The sequence below is a fragment of the Micromonospora sp. 050-3 genome (assembly GCF_046549335.1).
In the GTDB taxonomy this organism is placed as follows: domain Bacteria; phylum Actinomycetota; class Actinomycetes; order Mycobacteriales; family Micromonosporaceae; genus Micromonospora; species Micromonospora trifolii.
This window is the reverse complement of sequence record NZ_JAJPVX010000001.1, coordinates 1506630-1522275: the sequence shown is the minus strand read 5'-3', so window position 1 is coordinate 1522275 and position 15646 is coordinate 1506630. Positions and strand designations below refer to the sequence as shown.

Genomic DNA, 15646 nt, shown 5'->3' with positions numbered 1-15646 from the left:
GACTGGTCAGGCCGCAAGTCCTATTGATTCAATAGGACTTGCCAACAGACTGTCCGCAGGGAGGATCCGAATGACACTTTCCCTCCCGTCACGCGCCGACGCGACGATCGCCAAGCCGCTGTCCCCTCGACTGCTCACCCTCCGCGACGGTAACGCCGAGATGCGGTGGGAGGCCATGGCCTCGCAGGGCTTCGCCGTCCCCACCGACCGGTTCTTCGTGCGCAACCACACCCGCAGTCCGCTGCTGGACGTGGACACCTGGCGTCTGCGCCTGTTCGGCACCGGCCTGCGGGGCGCGCCGAGCCGGGACGACGCGGTCGAGTTCGACTACGGCGACCTGCGGGCCATGCCCGCCGAGGAGACCGCGGTTCTGCTGGAGTGCGCGGGCAACGGCCGGCGCTTCTTCGCCTCCCAGCAGACCCACCCGACGCCGGGGGTGCCGTGGGGTCTCGGCGGGGTGGGGGTGGCGCGCTGGCGCGGCGTACGGCTGTCGACAGTCCTGCGTCACGCCGGCCTGACCGACGACGCGGTGGACGTGCAGCCCGAAGGTCTGGACCCGGACTTCGTGACCGGCGGGGTGAATCTCGGCCGGGTGCGCCGCCCGATCCCGATCGCCAAGGCCCTCGACGACGTGCTGCTGGCGTACGAGATGAACGGGGAGACGCTGCCGGTCGACCACGGTTTCCCGGTGCGGGTGGTGGTGCCGGGCTGGATCGGCGTCGCCTCCATCAAGTGGGTCGGCCCGATCGAGGTCTCCGCGACACCCCTCTCCTCAGCGTGGAACACCCGGTTCTACCGGATGTTCGGGCCCGGCCATCCGGTCGACGGCCGACTAGTGACCACCCCGGTGGTCAAGAGCGCCTTCGAGCTGCCGTGGGACGTCCGCGTCCCGAGCGGCGAGCAGCTGATGATCGCCGGCCGGTCGTGGTCCGGCAACGGCCCGATCCGCGCTGTCGACATCAGCACCGACGACGGGGCGACCTGGCAACCCGCCGACCTCCACCCCGACGACGAGGGCGGCGTCTGGCAGCGCTGGACGACGCTCTGGCGTCCGCCACGGCCCGGCCGGTTCACAGTGCGGGCTCGGGCCACCGACGTCACCGGGGCGAGCCAGCCGGACCAGGCCCGCACCAATGCTCTCGGCTACCTGTTCGACGGTGTCGTCCAGCACCCGGTGACGGTCTACTGACCGCCACCGCCGTTCCAGCCGGGGTCAGCCGTTCCACTCCTTGGCGAGCAGCTCGTAGGAGCTGACGCGATCGGTGTGGTCGTGGGTGATGGTGGTGACGAGCAGCTCGTCGGTGGCGGTGACGTCCCGCAGGGTGCGCAGCCGCTCGGCCACCGTCCCCGGCGATCCGACGAACTGGGTGTCCACCCGGTCGGCGACCAGCTCGCGATCGTCGTCGGTCCACTGCAGCGGTGGTGGCGCCCCACCCGTCCCGGACGCTTTCGCAGTTCTGCGGGCCCTACGAAATCCGCGTACGGTGAGAGGCGTCGCCCGGGCCCCCGGTGGCCGATGAGCCCGTCGCCGCCGCCGACCTACCCGCCAGACACAGATCCTGCTCAGGCAGATGTGTCCGCACAGGGCGTCGAAGCTCATCCGGGAGCACGGTTGCCGCCCTGAGTAGGCAGGAGCCGATCTCCGAACGATCCGTTGACGCGCTGGACGCGCCGCGGAACATGCGTCATGAACACCTGAAGGTATGTGAGTGCGATGGTCAACATCGCCCAAGACCACGAATCCCCTCCGTCGATCACCGCAGAACGGCCGAGACACGGCGCAAGGCACCAACCCGGGCCCAGCGTCGTACGGGACAACGCCTTCTCGGTGACCGGGCGCACGGCCACCGCGACGCGGTACCTCCTCGCCGGCATCCGCCTGGCGCTGGGTTGGGTCTTCCTCTGGGCATTCCTCGACAAACTGTTCGGCTTGGGGCGGGGCACTGCCGCCGCCAATTCCTGGCTGGACGGTGGCAGCCCCACTGCCGGGTTCCTCGGCAAGGCCGCAGCCGGCCCGTTCGCCGGCTTCTACCACTCGATCGCCGGCAACGTCGCTGTCGACGTGCTGTTCATGGCAGCCCTACTCGGCATCGGCGTAGCGCTACTCCTCGGCATCGGCATGCGTATCGCCGCGGCCGCGGGCGGACTGCTGACCGTCATGATGTGGACCGCCGTCCTGCCGCCGGACAGCAACCCGTTCATGGACGATCACCTCGTCTACGCCGCAGTCATGGCCGTCCTGGCCCTGCTCGGTGCCGGAACCACGCTGGGGTTCGGTATCCGGTGGGCAGCGATCCCACTCGTGCGACGAAACACCTGGCTCACGTAGACCCGATCGGCGTGCGCGCTTCGGTTGCTCGGACCGCGCACGCCGTTCCCTGCTGCGTCACGCCCCTCTCGCGCGGCCAGACGTTGTGGTGTCTCTGATCGCGGCTCGGGCGAGTGACCCCACCGGTCAGGCGGCGGGACGGCGGGACACCGCGGGCTGATCGCCGGCCAGCCCGGCGTAGCGCCCCCGGTGGTAAAGCAGGGGCGAACCGACGTCGGCGTGCCGGAGCACCTCCGGCTCGGCCAGCACCACGGCGTGGTCGCCGACTGTCACCCGGTCGACGACCCGGCAGAGGAGCCAGGCCAGGGTGTCGTCGAGGATCGGCACCCCCTCCGGGCCGGCCCGCCAGCGGGTGGGTGTCGCGAACCGGTCGACGCCGCTGGTCGCGAAGGTCCGGGCCAACTCCTGTTGGTGGTGGGCGAGCAGGTGCACGGCCACGTGGCGGGCACGGGCGACAGCGGGCCAGCTCGACGACCCGAGATTCAGACAGAACGAGACGATCGGCGGCGCCAGCGACACCGAGGTGAACGAGGTGGCGGTGAAGCCGACCGCCGGCGATCCGGGAGCGGTGACCACAGTGACGGTGCTGGCCTGGTGGCGCAGCAACGTCCGCAGCGTGTCGCTGTCGGCGTCGATCGGGGCGTCGGTGGACTGGGTCATGGCGATCCTCCCGAGGGTCTGGTCCGCTGGGCCTACGAACGGTCGGCGGGAGTGTCCGCCCGCCGCTCGTACGGGGTCTTCTCGCCGGCCTCGACGGCGATCGGCAGCCGGTTCTCCGCCGGGGGCAACGGGCAGGTCGCGAAGTCGGTGTACGCGCACGGCAGGTTGGTGGCCCGGTTGAAGTCGACGGCGACCCGGCCCTGCTCGTCGGGGGCGCCGACCGCCAGGGACCGGTTGGCCGGATAGGTGGTGACGCCGGAGGTGGTGTCGGTGAACAGCACCAACAGGCTTCCGGGCGCATGCCCGTTGAACGCGGTCAGGGCCAGCGGCACCCCGTCGACGGCGAACTCGATCTGACCGGGGGCGTCGTAAACGTGCTTGAGCCCCTTCACGGCCGCGCCGACAGTGGTCGGCCGAGGGGTGTCGAACGGCACGAAGCGGCCGCTCAGGACCCATCGGTGGCTGGGCGGATAGGTGGGGGTGCCCCGGTAGGCGACGCGGAATGGGTGATCCGGGCGCCGGGGGCGGAGGATGTCGTGCCCACCCCGGCGGGCCACCTCCAGCACCCCACCGTCGATGCCGACTGTGACGCCGCCGCGCTCGGCGATCGGCCCGAACTCGTGCCGGCCTCGAATCGGCCGGTCGTCGACGACGAGCACCTCGTCAGCGTCGAGAGCCACCACCGGACCGCCCTCCCCGGTGTGCCACTCCCCCGGGACGTCAGGAAATCGCTGCGGCGCCGAGGTGAGCCAGTGCAGACCTGTCACGGCGAGGAAGCCGTGCGGGTCGGCCCGAGCCTCCTCGTGGCGTCGGTGCCACTGCCGCCACTCCTCGTCGAACTGGAGCCGGGGGTCCGCGGCGGCGGGTGTTGGGGCGTCGTTGATCGTCACAGGTTCTCCTCGACGGGGTGCACCTCCGCGCTGGCGGGGTGCCGGGATACCGGTCGCACGCGGCGGGGCCAGCGGCGAACACGGGCAGGCGAGGGCTGGAAAGCCCCGTTCAGGCAGGGGTGGGCGCGCCCGGACAGAGCTGCGCGGCGACCCGCATCAGGTCGACGACCCGGCGGGAGGTGAACATCCGAACGGGGGGCATGGGGTCCATTTTCCTACCACCGAGGTAGGATTTCAAGCCCCCGGGTCGGGTGAAGCGCCGCCCGACCACCGACCCTGCGTCGAGAGTGGACATTGCCGGAGTACGATCCCGGGCGTACCGCTGTGGTGACCTCCAGCTGACGACCCCTCGATAGGAGCCAGGCATGGCCGGCCCGGACCCCGAACTCGCCGCGAAGCTTCAGCCCGACGTGCCGCACGCGGCACGGATCTGGAACTACTGGATGGGCGGCAAGGACAACTTCCAGTCCGACCGGGCGGCCGGCGACGCCGTCGCCGAGGTCTACCCGGAGATCGTCCTGATGGCGCAGCAGTCGCGCGTGTTCCTGGTGCGGGCCGTGCGCTACCTCGCGGCCGAGGCGGGCATCCGGCAGTTCCTGGACATCGGCACCGGCCTGCCCACCATGCAGAACACGCACGCGGTCGCTCAGGGCGTCGCGCCCGACTCGCGGATCGTCTACGTGGACAACGACCCGATGGTGCTGGTGCACGCGCGGGCACTGCTGGCCAGCACGACGTCGGAGGGTGTCACCACCTACGTCCCGGCCGACTACCACGACCCGGAGAAGATCCTCGCCGAGGCGGCGCAGACGCTCGACTTCGACCAGCCGATCGCCGTGATGTACATGGGCGTGATGGGCTACGAGCCCGACCTGGACGTGGTGCGCTCGATCGTCGGACGCACGATGGACGCCGTGCCGTCCGGCTCCCACCTGGTGTTCTGGGACGGCACCAACACCAGCCCGGCGGTGGTCTCGGGTGCCGACCGGCTGGCGCAGAGCGGCGGAGTTCCGTACATCCTGCGCAGCCCGGAGGAGCTCGAGAGCTGCTTCGACGGGCTGGCGATGGTGGAGCCGGGCCTGGTGCCGATCCCGCTGTGGCGACCGGAGGAGCCCGACGCCGTCGGGATCGACGCCTACGGCGCGGTGGCCCGCAAGCCCTGACCGACACGACGTCCGCCCCGCCCCCGCCATCGCGCCGGAGCGGGGCGGACGTCGTTCACCGCGCGCACCCCAGGGTCAGGCCGTCGGGCACCGCGCTGGTCGTCACGAGCAGACCGAACGTCGTCGTCCCGTCCAGCGCCAGCGTCCCGTTGTAGGAGGCGTTGGTGACGGTGACGTCCGCGCCGGCCGTCTCGGCCACTCCACCCCAGGCCGCCTGGACCCGCTCGTCACCGGACCACCGCCAGGAGACGCGCCACCGGTCCAGCGGCAGCGTTCCGGTGTTGCGAACCGTGACCGTCGCGACGAAGCCGCTGCCCCAGCGGGCATCGATCGTGGCCGTCGCGCGGCACGAGGTCAGCGAGGCGGTGCGGGCCGGCCAGATCATGTATGGGTCGCGCTTGCCGTCGGGGTCGCTGAACCGGTACCAGTATTCCGTGTCAGGCGTGAGACCACCGATTGTCACAGTGCCGCTGCGCTCCGGCCCGGAGACGGCCTCGGCCACCGGCGTCCGCCACTGCTGGGCGTCCTCGCGGCTGGCAAAGAGGGTGATGGTCATCGGCGGGTCGTAGCCGCAGGGCGGCCGGAAGAAGATCGAGTACGAGATGGTCACGCTCGTGGTGGTGACGCTGGCGACGCTCGCGGTGATCGGCAGAGCCGGCGGGCAGGTGAGGGTCGGCGACGGCGTTGGCGTGGGCGTCGCTTCGGCGGCGGTGGTCGTCGTCCCGGTCCAGGTGGCCAACGCCATGGTGGTGACGGCGAGGAACATGCGAAGCATCGGTACCTCCGTAGTTGCCGGGCACCGATGGCTGAGGTGATAGCCGGTGCCGCGCTCGGGTTCCGGTCGACGACGAGGGCTGCCCGGCACGGGCGACCTGGTCACCGCGTGCGCCCCGTGGACCGGAGGAAAGCTGGTGCGCGCTGGCTCCCCGAGCACGACCGAACCACAGCATGGCAGTCGAGAGGAATCGATACAACCCGATCCCGATTCCGTCGAACATCGTCCGCCTCTTCGTCGCCGCAGGGACACCCGCCGGGCGCTCGCACCGAGAATGATCCATGACGGTCTATTCACTCGGACACGGGAGCAACAGCATGATCGACGCAAGCACCACGACCCGGCGACGCCGGGGAGTGCGGGCACTGATCGCGGCCGGCACGGCGGCAATGCTGGTGGCCGCCGCGCTGGCCGCGCCAACCCCCGCCGACGCCGCCGTCAGCCGGGCCGAGCTGGCCCTCCGCTGGGCACCCATCCACTACCAGGACGTCGACGCCACCGGCAGCCACGCCCTGAGCGGTCAGTCGGACTACCTCACCCGTGTCGACTTCGACGGCGACCTGGACGGACGCGACAACTGGGACCGGGCTGGCCAGGCAGGCACCACACTCGCCGCACACGTCTACTACTCCGTCGTGGAGACGAGCACCCACTGGTACATCACGTACTTCTTCTTCCACCCCCGCGACTGGACCGACCACCCGTTCTTCGAGACCGAACACGAGAACGACGGTGAGGGCGCGCTGTTCGCGATCGAGCGCGACGGCTCCACGTACGGTGTTCTCCGCTCGGCCGTCACGGTCGCGCACAGTGACTTCTTTTCCTACACACCGATAGGCAGCACCTGGACCAGCGGCGGGGAGAGCATCGACGGCACCCTGCGGTTCCAGGCGTCACCGCACGACACGTTCCAGCACCCGGTGACGGCCCAGGAGGCGCAGGGCCACGGCCTCAAGGCACACCCGCAGTACGACATCAACGGCGACGGCCTGGTCTACTACCCGTCGACAGTCGCCGAGACGCCGAGCAGCAGCAACGACCGCGACGTGCGGTATCAACTGATCGACATCTTCGCCTCCGGCGGCCTGTGGGCGCAGCGGTCCAACACGAGCCTCTTCGCCAGCCTGGGCACGTTCGCCGGTGACACGTCCGGTGACTGCGGCGTCGGCACCTGGAGCTGTTCGACCAACTCGGCCAACGCGCCCTGGGGCTGGGACGACGGCAACGACACCCCCGCGCGGGGCGAGATCGCCAGCGACCCGGCGAAACTGTCGGCCGCGTACTTCACAGTGCCGGCCGGCCTGGCCCGCACCTACAGCTACAACCCGTACGCCGGCGCGGCGGCGGCGCTCGCCGAGGCGGCGAGGACGGCTCCGCCGACCGTCGACTGATCTCTGCGTCTCCCCGGGGTCGGACCGTCCTGGTCCGTCACCGGGGAGACGAACCCACCCGCACCCGGTCGCTCTCGTTGTCGGAGAGGAAGGACGCCAGGGCCTGCCCCTGCTCGGTCACGGCGGCCCGGTCAGCCCGGGAGAAGCCGCGCAGTGGGTTGACGGTCACCGTGCCCGACTCGACGCTCCAGGTCGCCGCGACCCGGCCGTCGACGAGCACCACCCGCTCACCGGCCACCGACAGGCCACGGTGGGCGTCGTCGATGATCCGGCTGCGGTCGTCATAGCCGAGGATCGCGTTGTCGAACGCCGGCAGGAACCGCACCGGGGCGGGTGTCTCCGGATCGGGGCGTGGCGCGTCGGGGAGGTCGACCAGCTTCCGGCCACGCTCGTCTCGGAAGGTCACCAACTCGTCGCGCAGGGCGGTCACCGCGGCCGGCAGCCCGGCGAGGCCGCACCAGGCCCGCAGGTCGGCCGTGGCCGCCGGGCCGAACGCGGCCAGATAGCGGCGTACGAGCTGCTGGCCGACCGGATCATCACCCGCCGCGGTCGGCGGCGCGATCTCCCGGTCGAGCCACGCGGAGAGCAGGACGTAGCGCACGCCCCCCTTCGCCCGCCACACCCCGCGCGGCGGTAGCTGTGTCATCGGGAGCAGCGCGATCGCCATTTCGCCCAGCGCCTGCACCCCCGCCGTCGGCCACCGCTCGCCGAGCGCCCGCCCGATCTCGGGCATCGAGCGGGGCTCACCGTCGGACACCACAGCCCGCGCGGCAGCGGCGAGATCGTCGAGGTCCACCCCGTCGAGCTCGCCGCGGTAGACCCCGAGCACGCGCTGGCGCAGCATGGCGTCGTGACGGGGGCGCCAGGCCACGACGTCGTCGGCGACGAGCAGGTGGACGGTGCGGCGCATGAGGTGGGTACGCACCACGTGTCGCTGGGTCAGCAGGGTCGAGAACACCGTCGGGTCGAACGCGCGCAGCCGCGACCACAGCCCGATGAACGGCTCCTGCGGCTCCTGGGCCTGCAGGCCACCGAGGTGGGCGACGGCGTCGAGCGCCGGCAGGTCGGCGCGGTCGAGCAGCAACTGCCGGGCGAGTGTCGCGCGGTTGAGCGCCCGGGTGTCGAGAACGGTCATCGGGTCCCTTCGGTCGGCGTGATTATCTGACCCGGGGCCGACAGTCGGCGTGCCCGACCGTCTCGGGTACGCGAATTCGCCCCGTCCGGCGGCACCGGGCGGGGCGAATTCGCGCAGGTGGACCGATCAGTGCTTGCCCACGAAGATGCCGATGCCGTTGGCGACCAAACGCTCCGTACCGTCGGATGGGCTGTTGCGGGCGGTGGCCGCGGCCTGGCCCGGCTCGCGGACGGCGACCGTGCTCGAACCGCCGCCGTCGAGGCTCACGGCGGCGTCCGCGCCGAGCGAGCGCATCAGGTCGGCCAGCTCGGCGATCGTGAACCCGGCGCTGGCCGGGGCACGGCCGGCCAGGGCGACCAGGTAGACGGTCCGGCCGTCGGGGCTGACACCGGCCGCGCTGCGTACCGCGGCGGTCTTGGTGTCCAGACCGGTCAACGGCGCGCCGTCGCGCAGGATCGGGGCGCCACCGACCGCGAAGGTCAGCTTCGGCTTGCCGGCGGAGACGAGCTTCTCGCGCACCTGCACCCGGTCACCGACGACGAGGTCGTCGAGCGCGTCCGCGCCGCCCTCCCGGCCGACCAGCACCTGGGTGTCGGACGGGATCGCGCCCGCACCGGGCGTCGCGCCGACCGCTGTCACCACACCGTCGCTTACGGTCACCTCGTAGGTGTGGGTGCTGCACGGGTCGCTGCGGCTCGTGTCGGTGCCACAGGTGGACCGGACCCGGGAGGCGGTCCCCCAGTCGGCGGTGAACAGGCCGACGCCGTCGACCGGGAGCGCGTACTGGTTGAGGCCGCCCAGCGCGATAGTGCCCTTCCTGCTGCGCACCTCGCCGTCCAGGCTCAGGGTGTCGACGCGTGCCTTGCCGTTCACGCCCACGCCGAACACGTCGCGAGTCGAGGTGCCGGGGGCCAGGCCGGGGCCGAAACGCTGCGCGGTGGGCACCGCGAACTTCAACTCCTCGCCGTCGGCGATCTCCGGACCGGACGACGAGTAGGTCGGGGTGACCCCGGCGTGCGTCTCACTGTTGTTGAAGAAGTCGCCGTTGACGCCGGCTACGGCACCCTGCTCGTTCGTCATCGCCGAGACGACAGTGCGCTGCGCCACCGCGTCGGGGTGCAGCAGGTCGAGGGAGACCTTGTTCTTCTTCAGGTCGGCGGTGAGCAGGTAACCGACGGTGACGCCCCGGGGCGTGGTCACCTCGAACGAGCCGTACGTGACGCCCGGGGCGAGCTGCTCGGTCGAGGTGATGGTGATCGGGGTGTCCGTCGCGGGTACCGTGGCGGTCGCGGCGTGGGCGATGCCGGCCGGCGTGACGAGCGCGGTCAGCCCCGCCGCGAGCAGCAGCGCCAGACGTGGGCGTACGAGGTGCGGTGACCTCATTGCCGCTCCTTTCCTGGTGCGTTCCTGGCCTGGGCCGGGATGGTCGAGCCGGGCCGGCGGTTGACCGGACCGGCGATGATCTTCCTGGTCAGCCGATCACCCGGGGGTGAACACGGGTGGCTGCGGACGTGAACCGCCCGCGCCCCCTTGATCAACTGCCGGAGCGGCCGGATCGGGTCGGTGGAGGTCGGCGCGGTCCCCGGGGTGCCAAAAAGTTTTGTGCACTTCCTACAACTGAGGGACGGTGGGTTCGGTGGTTGCGCCATAGCGCTGGCCGCCGCCACGCGGAAAGGTGATCACTGCTGGGAGGCCGTCGTCTTCCGGTACGCAGGTCGAGGTCTAGCTAAGGGGTCTTTCGGGTGTTCAACCGTGTCGCCATCGTCAACCGTGGTGAAGCCGCCATGCGGCTCATCCACGCGGTCCGCGAGCTGGCCGCGGAGACCGGCATCCAGCTCGAAACCGTGGCTCTCTACACCGATGTCGACCGCAACGCCACATTCGTCCGCGAAGCAGACATCGCCTACGATCTCGGCCCGGCGTCCGCCCGCCCGTACCTCAACCTGGCGGTGCTGGAGCGCGCCCTGACCGAGACCGGGGCCGACGCCGCGTGGGTCGGCTGGGGCTTCGTCGCCGAGGATCCGGCGTTCGCCGAGCTGTGCGAGAAGATCGGCGTCACCTTCGTCGGGCCGAGCCCGGACGCCATGCGCCAACTCGGCGACAAGATCGGCTCGAAGCTGATCGCCGAGAAGGTCGGCGTGCCGGTCGCGCCGTGGAGCCGCGGTGCCGTCGAAACCCTGGACGCGGCACGTGCCTCGGCGGCCGAGGTCGGCTACCCGCTGATGCTGAAGGCGACCGCCGGCGGCGGCGGTCGCGGCATCCGCGTGATCAGAAACGAGGCCGAGCTGGTCGACGCGTACGAGCGCACCAGCCAGGAGGCGGCACGGGCGTTCGGCAGCGGCATCGTGTTCCTGGAGCGCCTGGTCACCGGGGCTCGGCACGTGGAGGTCCAGGTGATCGCCGACGGACAGGGCACCGCGTGGGCGCTCGGCGTCCGCGACTGCTCGGTGCAGCGGCGCAACCAGAAGGTCATCGAGGAGTCGGCGTCGCCGGTGCTCGACCCGGCGCAGGCCGCCGAGCTGAAGACGTCGGCCGAGCGGCTGGCCGTGGCTGTCGGTTACCGAGGCGCCGCGACAGTCGAGTTCCTCTACCACCCCGGGGACCGGTTGTTCGCGTTCCTCGAGGTCAACACCCGCCTCCAGGTCGAGCACCCGATCACCGAGCTGACCACCGGGTTCGACCTGGTCAAGGCGCAGCTGCACGTTGCCGCCGGCGGGCGGCTCGAAGGCGCGCCGCCGGCCGAGCGCGGGCACGCCATCGAGGCGCGGCTCAACGCCGAGGACCCCGACCGCGACTTCGCCCCGTCGCCCGGCCGCATCGCCCGGCTGGACCTGCCCAGCGGCCCCGGCATCCGGGTGGACACCGGCGTCAGCGAGGGTGACACCATCCCGGCCGACTTCGACTCGATGATCGCGAAGATCATCGCGTACGGCCGCGACCGCGACGAGGCGCTCGGCAAGCTGCGCCGGGCGATGGCGAACACCACGGTGATCATCGAGGGTGGGGCGACGAACAAGAGCTTCGTGCTCGACCTGCTCGACCAGCCCGAGGTGATCGACGCCAGCGCGGACACCGGCTGGATCGACCGCGTCCGCGGCGAGGGCCGCCTCGTCACCCACCGCCACTCCGCTGTCGCCCTGGCCGCCGCCGCCATCGAGGCGTACGAGGAGGAGGAGCGCGTCGAGCGGCAGCGGCTGCTGTCGACGGCGGCCGGCGGGCGCCCGCAGGTGCAGCACGCCAGCGGCCGACCGTTGGACCTCAAGCTGCGTGGCATCGATTACCGCACCCGGGTGGCGCGGGTCGGCGCGCACCGGTTCCGGGTCGGCATCGAGACCGGCCCCGTCGTGCGTACCGCGGACGTCGAGCTCGACCGCTTCGACCGGCACACCGGTCAGATCGTCGTCAACGGCATCCGCTACCGCCTGCTCACCGGCACGTACGGGCCGACCCACCTGGTCGAGGTGGACGGCGTGACGCACCGGGTCAGCCGGGACGAGGGTGGCGTCCTGCGCTCCCCGATGCCCGCGTTGGTCGTCGCCACGCCCCTGGAGGTCGGCGCGGAGGTCGAGGCGGGCGCTCCGGTGCTGGTGCTGGAAGCGATGAAGATGGAGACGGTGCTGCGGGCGCCGTTCAAGGCGCGGCTCAAGGAGTGCGCCGTCTCGGTGGGCAGCCAGGTGGAGGCGGGCGCGCCGCTGCTGCGCCTGGAGCCGCTCGCGGACGACGCCGAGGAGACCACTGACGACCCGAGCGCCGAGACCGTCGAACTGGACCTGCCCAGCGCCACCGCGGACATCCCGGCGGACGAGCGCACCAGGCGCGGTCAGGAGGACCTGCGGGGTCTGCTGCTCGGCTTCGACGTCGACCCGCACGACGACCGACGGGTGCTCGACGGCTACCTCACGGCGCGGCGCGCGGCCACCGAGGCCGGTCAGCGGCCCCTGGCCGCCGAACTCGACCTCATCGAGGTGTTCGCCGATCTCGCCGAACTGAGCCGCAACCGGCCGACGGGCGAGGACGGCGGCGCCGCGCACGTGCACAGCGCCCGGGAGTACTTCCACACCTACCTGCAAAGCCTCGACGTCGAACGGGCCGGGCTGCCGGACGCCTTCCAGACCAGGCTCGGCAAGGCACTCGGCCGCTACGGCGTCACCGACCTGGACCGCACCCCCGCCCTCGAAGCCGCCGTCTTCCGGATCTTCCTCGCCCAGCAGCGCGCCTCCGCGGACGCGCAGGTCATCGCGGCGCTGCTGCGCGCCTGGCTGCGGGAGACCCCGCCGGACGAGACGCTGCGCGAGCCGGCCGGCCTCGCGCTGGAGCGGCTGATCGCCGCGACGCAGGTCCGCTTCCCCGTGGTCGCGGACCTCGCCCGCGGCGTGGTGTTCGCCTGGTTCGCACAGCCGCTGCTGCGCCGCAACCGCGCCCGCGTCTACGCCGAGGTCCGTGGGCACCTGCGGCACCTCGACGCGCACCCGGACGCGCCGGACCGCGCCGAGCGCGTCGCCGAGATGGTACGCAGCACCGAGCCGCTGGTTCGGCTGCTCGGCCAGCGACTCGTCCGCGACCACCTCGACAACGCGGTCATGTTGGAGGTGCTGACCCGGCGCTACTACGGCAACCGGTCGCTCACCAGCGTGCGTACCCGCGAGGTCGCGGACTGCACGTTCGTGGTCGCCGAGCGCGCCGACTCGAGCGTGGTCTCCGCCGCGGTCAGCTTCGACGCGCTGGGCAGCGCCCTGCGGGGGCTGGCCGAGCTGGCCACCGGCGAGGACGCCGTGGACGCCGACATCTACCTCGGCTGGGAGAACCAGCCGGAGGACTTCGACGCGATGGCGGCCGCGCTGGCCGAGGTCATCGCCGCGCACCCGCTGCCGCCCCAGGTCCGTCGGGTCACCACCACCGTCGCGGGTCGCGGCGGTGCGGTGATGCACCACCATTTCACCTTCCGCCCGTCGGGCACCCAGTTGACCGAGGACCGGCTGATCCGTGGGCTGCACCCGTACATCGCGCAGCGGATGCAGCTGGAGCGGCTGCACAAGTTCGACCTGACCCGGCTGCCGTCGTCGGACGAGGAGGTCTACCTCTTCCAGTGCGTGGCCCGGGAGAACCGGGCCGACGAGCGCCTCGTCGCGTTCGCGCAGGTGCGTGACCTCACCGAGCTTCGCGAGCAGGACGGCCGCCTGGTCGCGCTGCCGACGACCGAGGACGCCATCGCCGCCTGCCTCGACTCGATCCGCCGCGCCCAGTCGCGGCGGCCGTCGAAGACGCGCTTCAACACCAACCGCATCGTGGTCTACGTGTGGCCGCCGAGCGAGCTGACCCGCGAGGAGATGGAGATGATCGCCGGGCGGGTCCGCCCGACGACAGCGGGCGCCGGCCTGGAGGAGATCCTGTTCATCGCGCGCCAGCGCGACCGCCGGACCGGCGAGCTGACCAAGATCGCCGTACGGATCTCGTTCGACGCCGCGGGCGGCGCCGAGCTGGCCGTCGGAGAGCCGCCGGTCGAGCCGATCGAGCCGCTCGACGAGTACCGGCTCAAGGTGCTGCGGGCCAGCAGCCGCAACACCGTGTACCCGTACGAGCTGACCGGCCGGCTCGGCGACTTCGTCGAGCACGACCTCGACGACGACCACGCCGTGCAGGATGGACGGTGCTCGTCTCCGCCCGAAACCGGCTCCGACTGCGCTCCGTCGCTAGTACCGGTGGACCGGCCGAAGGGGCGAAACAGCGCCGCCATCGTCGCCGGAGTGGTCACGACGCCGACCGAGCGCTACCCCCAGGGTGTCACCCGGGTGGTGCTGCTCGGCGACCCGACCAAGTCGCTGGGCGCCCTGTCGGAGCCGGAGTGCCGGCGCGTGATCGCCGCACTTGACCTGGCCGAGCGGATGCAGGTGCCGCTGGAGTGGTGGGCGCTGTCCGCCGGGGCCCGGATCTCGATGACCTCCGGTACGGAGAACATGGACTGGGTCGCCGCGGCGCTCAAGCGGATCGTCGAGTTCACCCAGGCCGGCGGTGAGATCAACATCGTGGTCGCGGGCATCAACGTCGGCGCGCAGCCGTACTGGAACGCCGAGGCGACGATGCTCATGCACACCAAGGGCATCCTGGTGATGACGCCCGACTCGGCGATGGTGCTCACCGGCAAGCAGTCGCTCGACTTCTCCGGCGGCGTGTCGGCTGAGGACAACTTCGGCATCGGCGGCTACGACCGGGTGATGGGGCCGAACGGGCAGGCGCAGTACTGGGCGCCGAACCTGACGGCCGCACGGGACGTGGTGATGGCGCACTACGACCACACGTACGTCGCGCCCGGCGAGGACGCGCCCCGGCGGGCGGTCACCACCGACCCCGCCGACCGTGACATCTCCGCCTTCCCGCACGACGTGGCGGGCAGCGCCTTCGCCACCGTCGGGGAGATCTTCTCCGTCGAGTCCAACCCGGACCGCAAGAAGCCGTTCGACATCCGCACTGTGATGCGGGCCCTCTCCGACCAGGACCATCCGGTGCTGGAGCGCTGGGCCGGCATGGCGGACGCGGACACCGCTGTCGTGCAGGACGTCCACCTCGGTGGCATCCCGGTCTGCCTGCTCGGCATCGAGTCCCGGTCGGTGCCACGGCACGGCTTCCCGCCCACCGACGGTCCGGACACCTACACGGCGGGCACGCTGTTCCCCCGCTCGTCGAAGAAGGCCGCGCGGGCGATCAACGCGGCCAGCGGTAACCGGCCGCTCGTCGTGCTGGCGAACCTGTCCGGCTTCGACGGCTCACCGGAGTCGATGCGCAAGCTGCAACTGGAGTACGGCGCCGAGATTGGCCGGGCGATCGTGAACTTCCGGGGGCCCATCGTCTTCTGCGTGATCTCGCGCTACCACGGCGGTGCGTTCGTGGTGTTCTCGAAGGCGCTGAACCCGAACATGACGGTGCTGGCGCTGGAGGGGTCGTTCGCCTCGGTGCTCGGTGGCGCACCCGCCGCCGCTGTGGTGTTCTCCGCCGACGTCACCGCCCGTACCGCGGCCGACCCGCGGGTGCGGGACCTCGAGGCCCGCACCGCCGCCTCGGCTGGCACCGAACGCGCCGCGTTGACAGCGGAGCTCGACGAGCTGCGCTCGTCGGTGCGCGCGGAAAAACTCAGCGAGGTGGCCGCGGAGTTCGACCGGGTGCACAACATCCACCGCGCCGTCGAGGTCGGCTCGGTGGACGCCGTCATCCGCGCCGCCGAGCTGCGTCCGCGCATCATCGAGACCATCGAGGCCCGCCTGGGCTAGCGCGGCCCGTACGCCACACCACGTCAGCACCACCGGTCGTC

Annotated in this window: 11 protein-coding genes; 5 read left to right on the top strand and 6 right to left on the bottom strand. The window is 71.5% G+C overall.

Features of this window, described 5'->3' with window-relative positions; translation table 11 throughout:
* Positions 1–70 precede the first annotated feature (70 nt).
* Positions 71–1189 (top strand): sulfite oxidase, encoded by a 1119-nt coding sequence (locus tag ACLJOK_RS06975; protein ID WP_410816965.1) that lies wholly within the window; start codon positions 71–73, stop codon positions 1187–1189.
* A 24-nt stretch (positions 1190–1213) separates the two neighbouring features.
* Here ACLJOK_RS06975 and ACLJOK_RS06970 read toward each other — a convergent pair whose 3' ends face one another.
* On the bottom strand, positions 1214–1375 hold the full coding sequence (locus ACLJOK_RS06970; RefSeq protein WP_410816963.1) for a hypothetical protein: 162 nt from the start codon (positions 1373–1375) through the stop codon (positions 1214–1216).
* Between the two features lie 453 nt (positions 1376–1828).
* Here ACLJOK_RS06970 and ACLJOK_RS06965 point away from each other — a divergent pair, with 453 nt between their 5' ends.
* Complete coding sequence (locus ACLJOK_RS06965) at positions 1829–2329, top strand: hypothetical protein (RefSeq protein ID WP_410816961.1); 501 nt, start codon at positions 1829–1831, stop codon at positions 2327–2329.
* Between the two features lie 126 nt (positions 2330–2455).
* On the opposite strand, the gene ACLJOK_RS06960 is transcribed toward ACLJOK_RS06965, so the two are convergent.
* Positions 2456–2989, bottom strand: a complete 534-nt coding sequence (locus ACLJOK_RS06960; protein ID WP_410816959.1) for a flavin reductase family protein — start codon at positions 2987–2989, stop codon at positions 2456–2458.
* 32 nt (positions 2990–3021) lie between these two features.
* Positions 3022–3879 carry a DUF1684 domain-containing protein gene (locus ACLJOK_RS06955; protein WP_410816957.1) on the bottom strand — a complete coding sequence of 286 codons (858 nt, stop codon included), beginning with the start codon at positions 3877–3879 and terminating at the stop codon, positions 3022–3024.
* Between the two features lie 365 nt (positions 3880–4244).
* On the opposite strand from ACLJOK_RS06955, the gene ACLJOK_RS06950 reads away from it, so the two are divergent.
* A complete protein-coding gene (locus ACLJOK_RS06950) occupies positions 4245–5042 on the top strand; it encodes an SAM-dependent methyltransferase (RefSeq protein WP_410816955.1) in 798 nt (265 codons plus the stop codon).
* Between the two features lie 55 nt (positions 5043–5097).
* Here the strand turns inward: ACLJOK_RS06950 and ACLJOK_RS06945 are convergent, their stop codons facing one another.
* Positions 5098–5817: a cellulose binding domain-containing protein gene (locus ACLJOK_RS06945; RefSeq protein WP_410816953.1), complete on the bottom strand. Its 720-nt coding sequence runs from the start codon at positions 5815–5817 to the stop codon at positions 5098–5100.
* A gap of 317 nt (positions 5818–6134) precedes the next feature.
* Between ACLJOK_RS06945 and ACLJOK_RS06940 the strand changes: the two genes are divergently transcribed.
* Positions 6135–7208 (top strand): hypothetical protein, encoded by a 1074-nt coding sequence (locus ACLJOK_RS06940; RefSeq protein WP_410816951.1) that lies wholly within the window; start codon positions 6135–6137, stop codon positions 7206–7208.
* Between the two features lie 37 nt (positions 7209–7245).
* On the opposite strand, the gene ACLJOK_RS06935 is transcribed toward ACLJOK_RS06940, so the two are convergent.
* Positions 7246–8343, bottom strand: a complete 1098-nt coding sequence (locus ACLJOK_RS06935) for a winged helix DNA-binding domain-containing protein (RefSeq protein ID WP_410816949.1) — start codon at positions 8341–8343, stop codon at positions 7246–7248.
* 126 nt (positions 8344–8469) lie between these two features.
* Positions 8470–9726, bottom strand: coding sequence for a phosphodiester glycosidase family protein (locus ACLJOK_RS06930; protein WP_410816947.1), 1257 nt, complete (start codon positions 9724–9726; stop codon positions 8470–8472).
* Between the two features lie 359 nt (positions 9727–10085).
* On the opposite strand from ACLJOK_RS06930, the gene ACLJOK_RS06925 reads away from it, so the two are divergent.
* Entirely contained in the window at positions 10086–15605 is a 5520-nt protein-coding gene (locus ACLJOK_RS06925) for a carboxyl transferase domain-containing protein (protein WP_410816945.1), read from the top strand.
* Positions 15606–15646: the final 41 nt, after the last annotated feature.

Coding starts and splice junctions, on each gene's coding strand:
- ACLJOK_RS06975 (WP_410816965.1), top strand. CDS start 71: ATGACACTTTCCCTCCCGTCACGCGCCGACGCGACGATCGCCAAGCCG.
- ACLJOK_RS06960 (WP_410816959.1), bottom strand. CDS start 2,989: ATGACCCAGTCCACCGACGCCCCGATCGACGCCGACAGCGACACGCTG.
- ACLJOK_RS06950 (WP_410816955.1), top strand. CDS start 4,245: ATGGCCGGCCCGGACCCCGAACTCGCCGCGAAGCTTCAGCCCGACGTG.
- ACLJOK_RS06945 (WP_410816953.1), bottom strand. CDS start 5,817: ATGCTTCGCATGTTCCTCGCCGTCACCACCATGGCGTTGGCCACCTGG.
- ACLJOK_RS06940 (WP_410816951.1), top strand. CDS start 6,135: ATGATCGACGCAAGCACCACGACCCGGCGACGCCGGGGAGTGCGGGCA.
- ACLJOK_RS06935 (WP_410816949.1), bottom strand. CDS start 8,343: ATGACCGTTCTCGACACCCGGGCGCTCAACCGCGCGACACTCGCCCGG.
- ACLJOK_RS06930 (WP_410816947.1), bottom strand. CDS start 9,726: ATGAGGTCACCGCACCTCGTACGCCCACGTCTGGCGCTGCTGCTCGCG.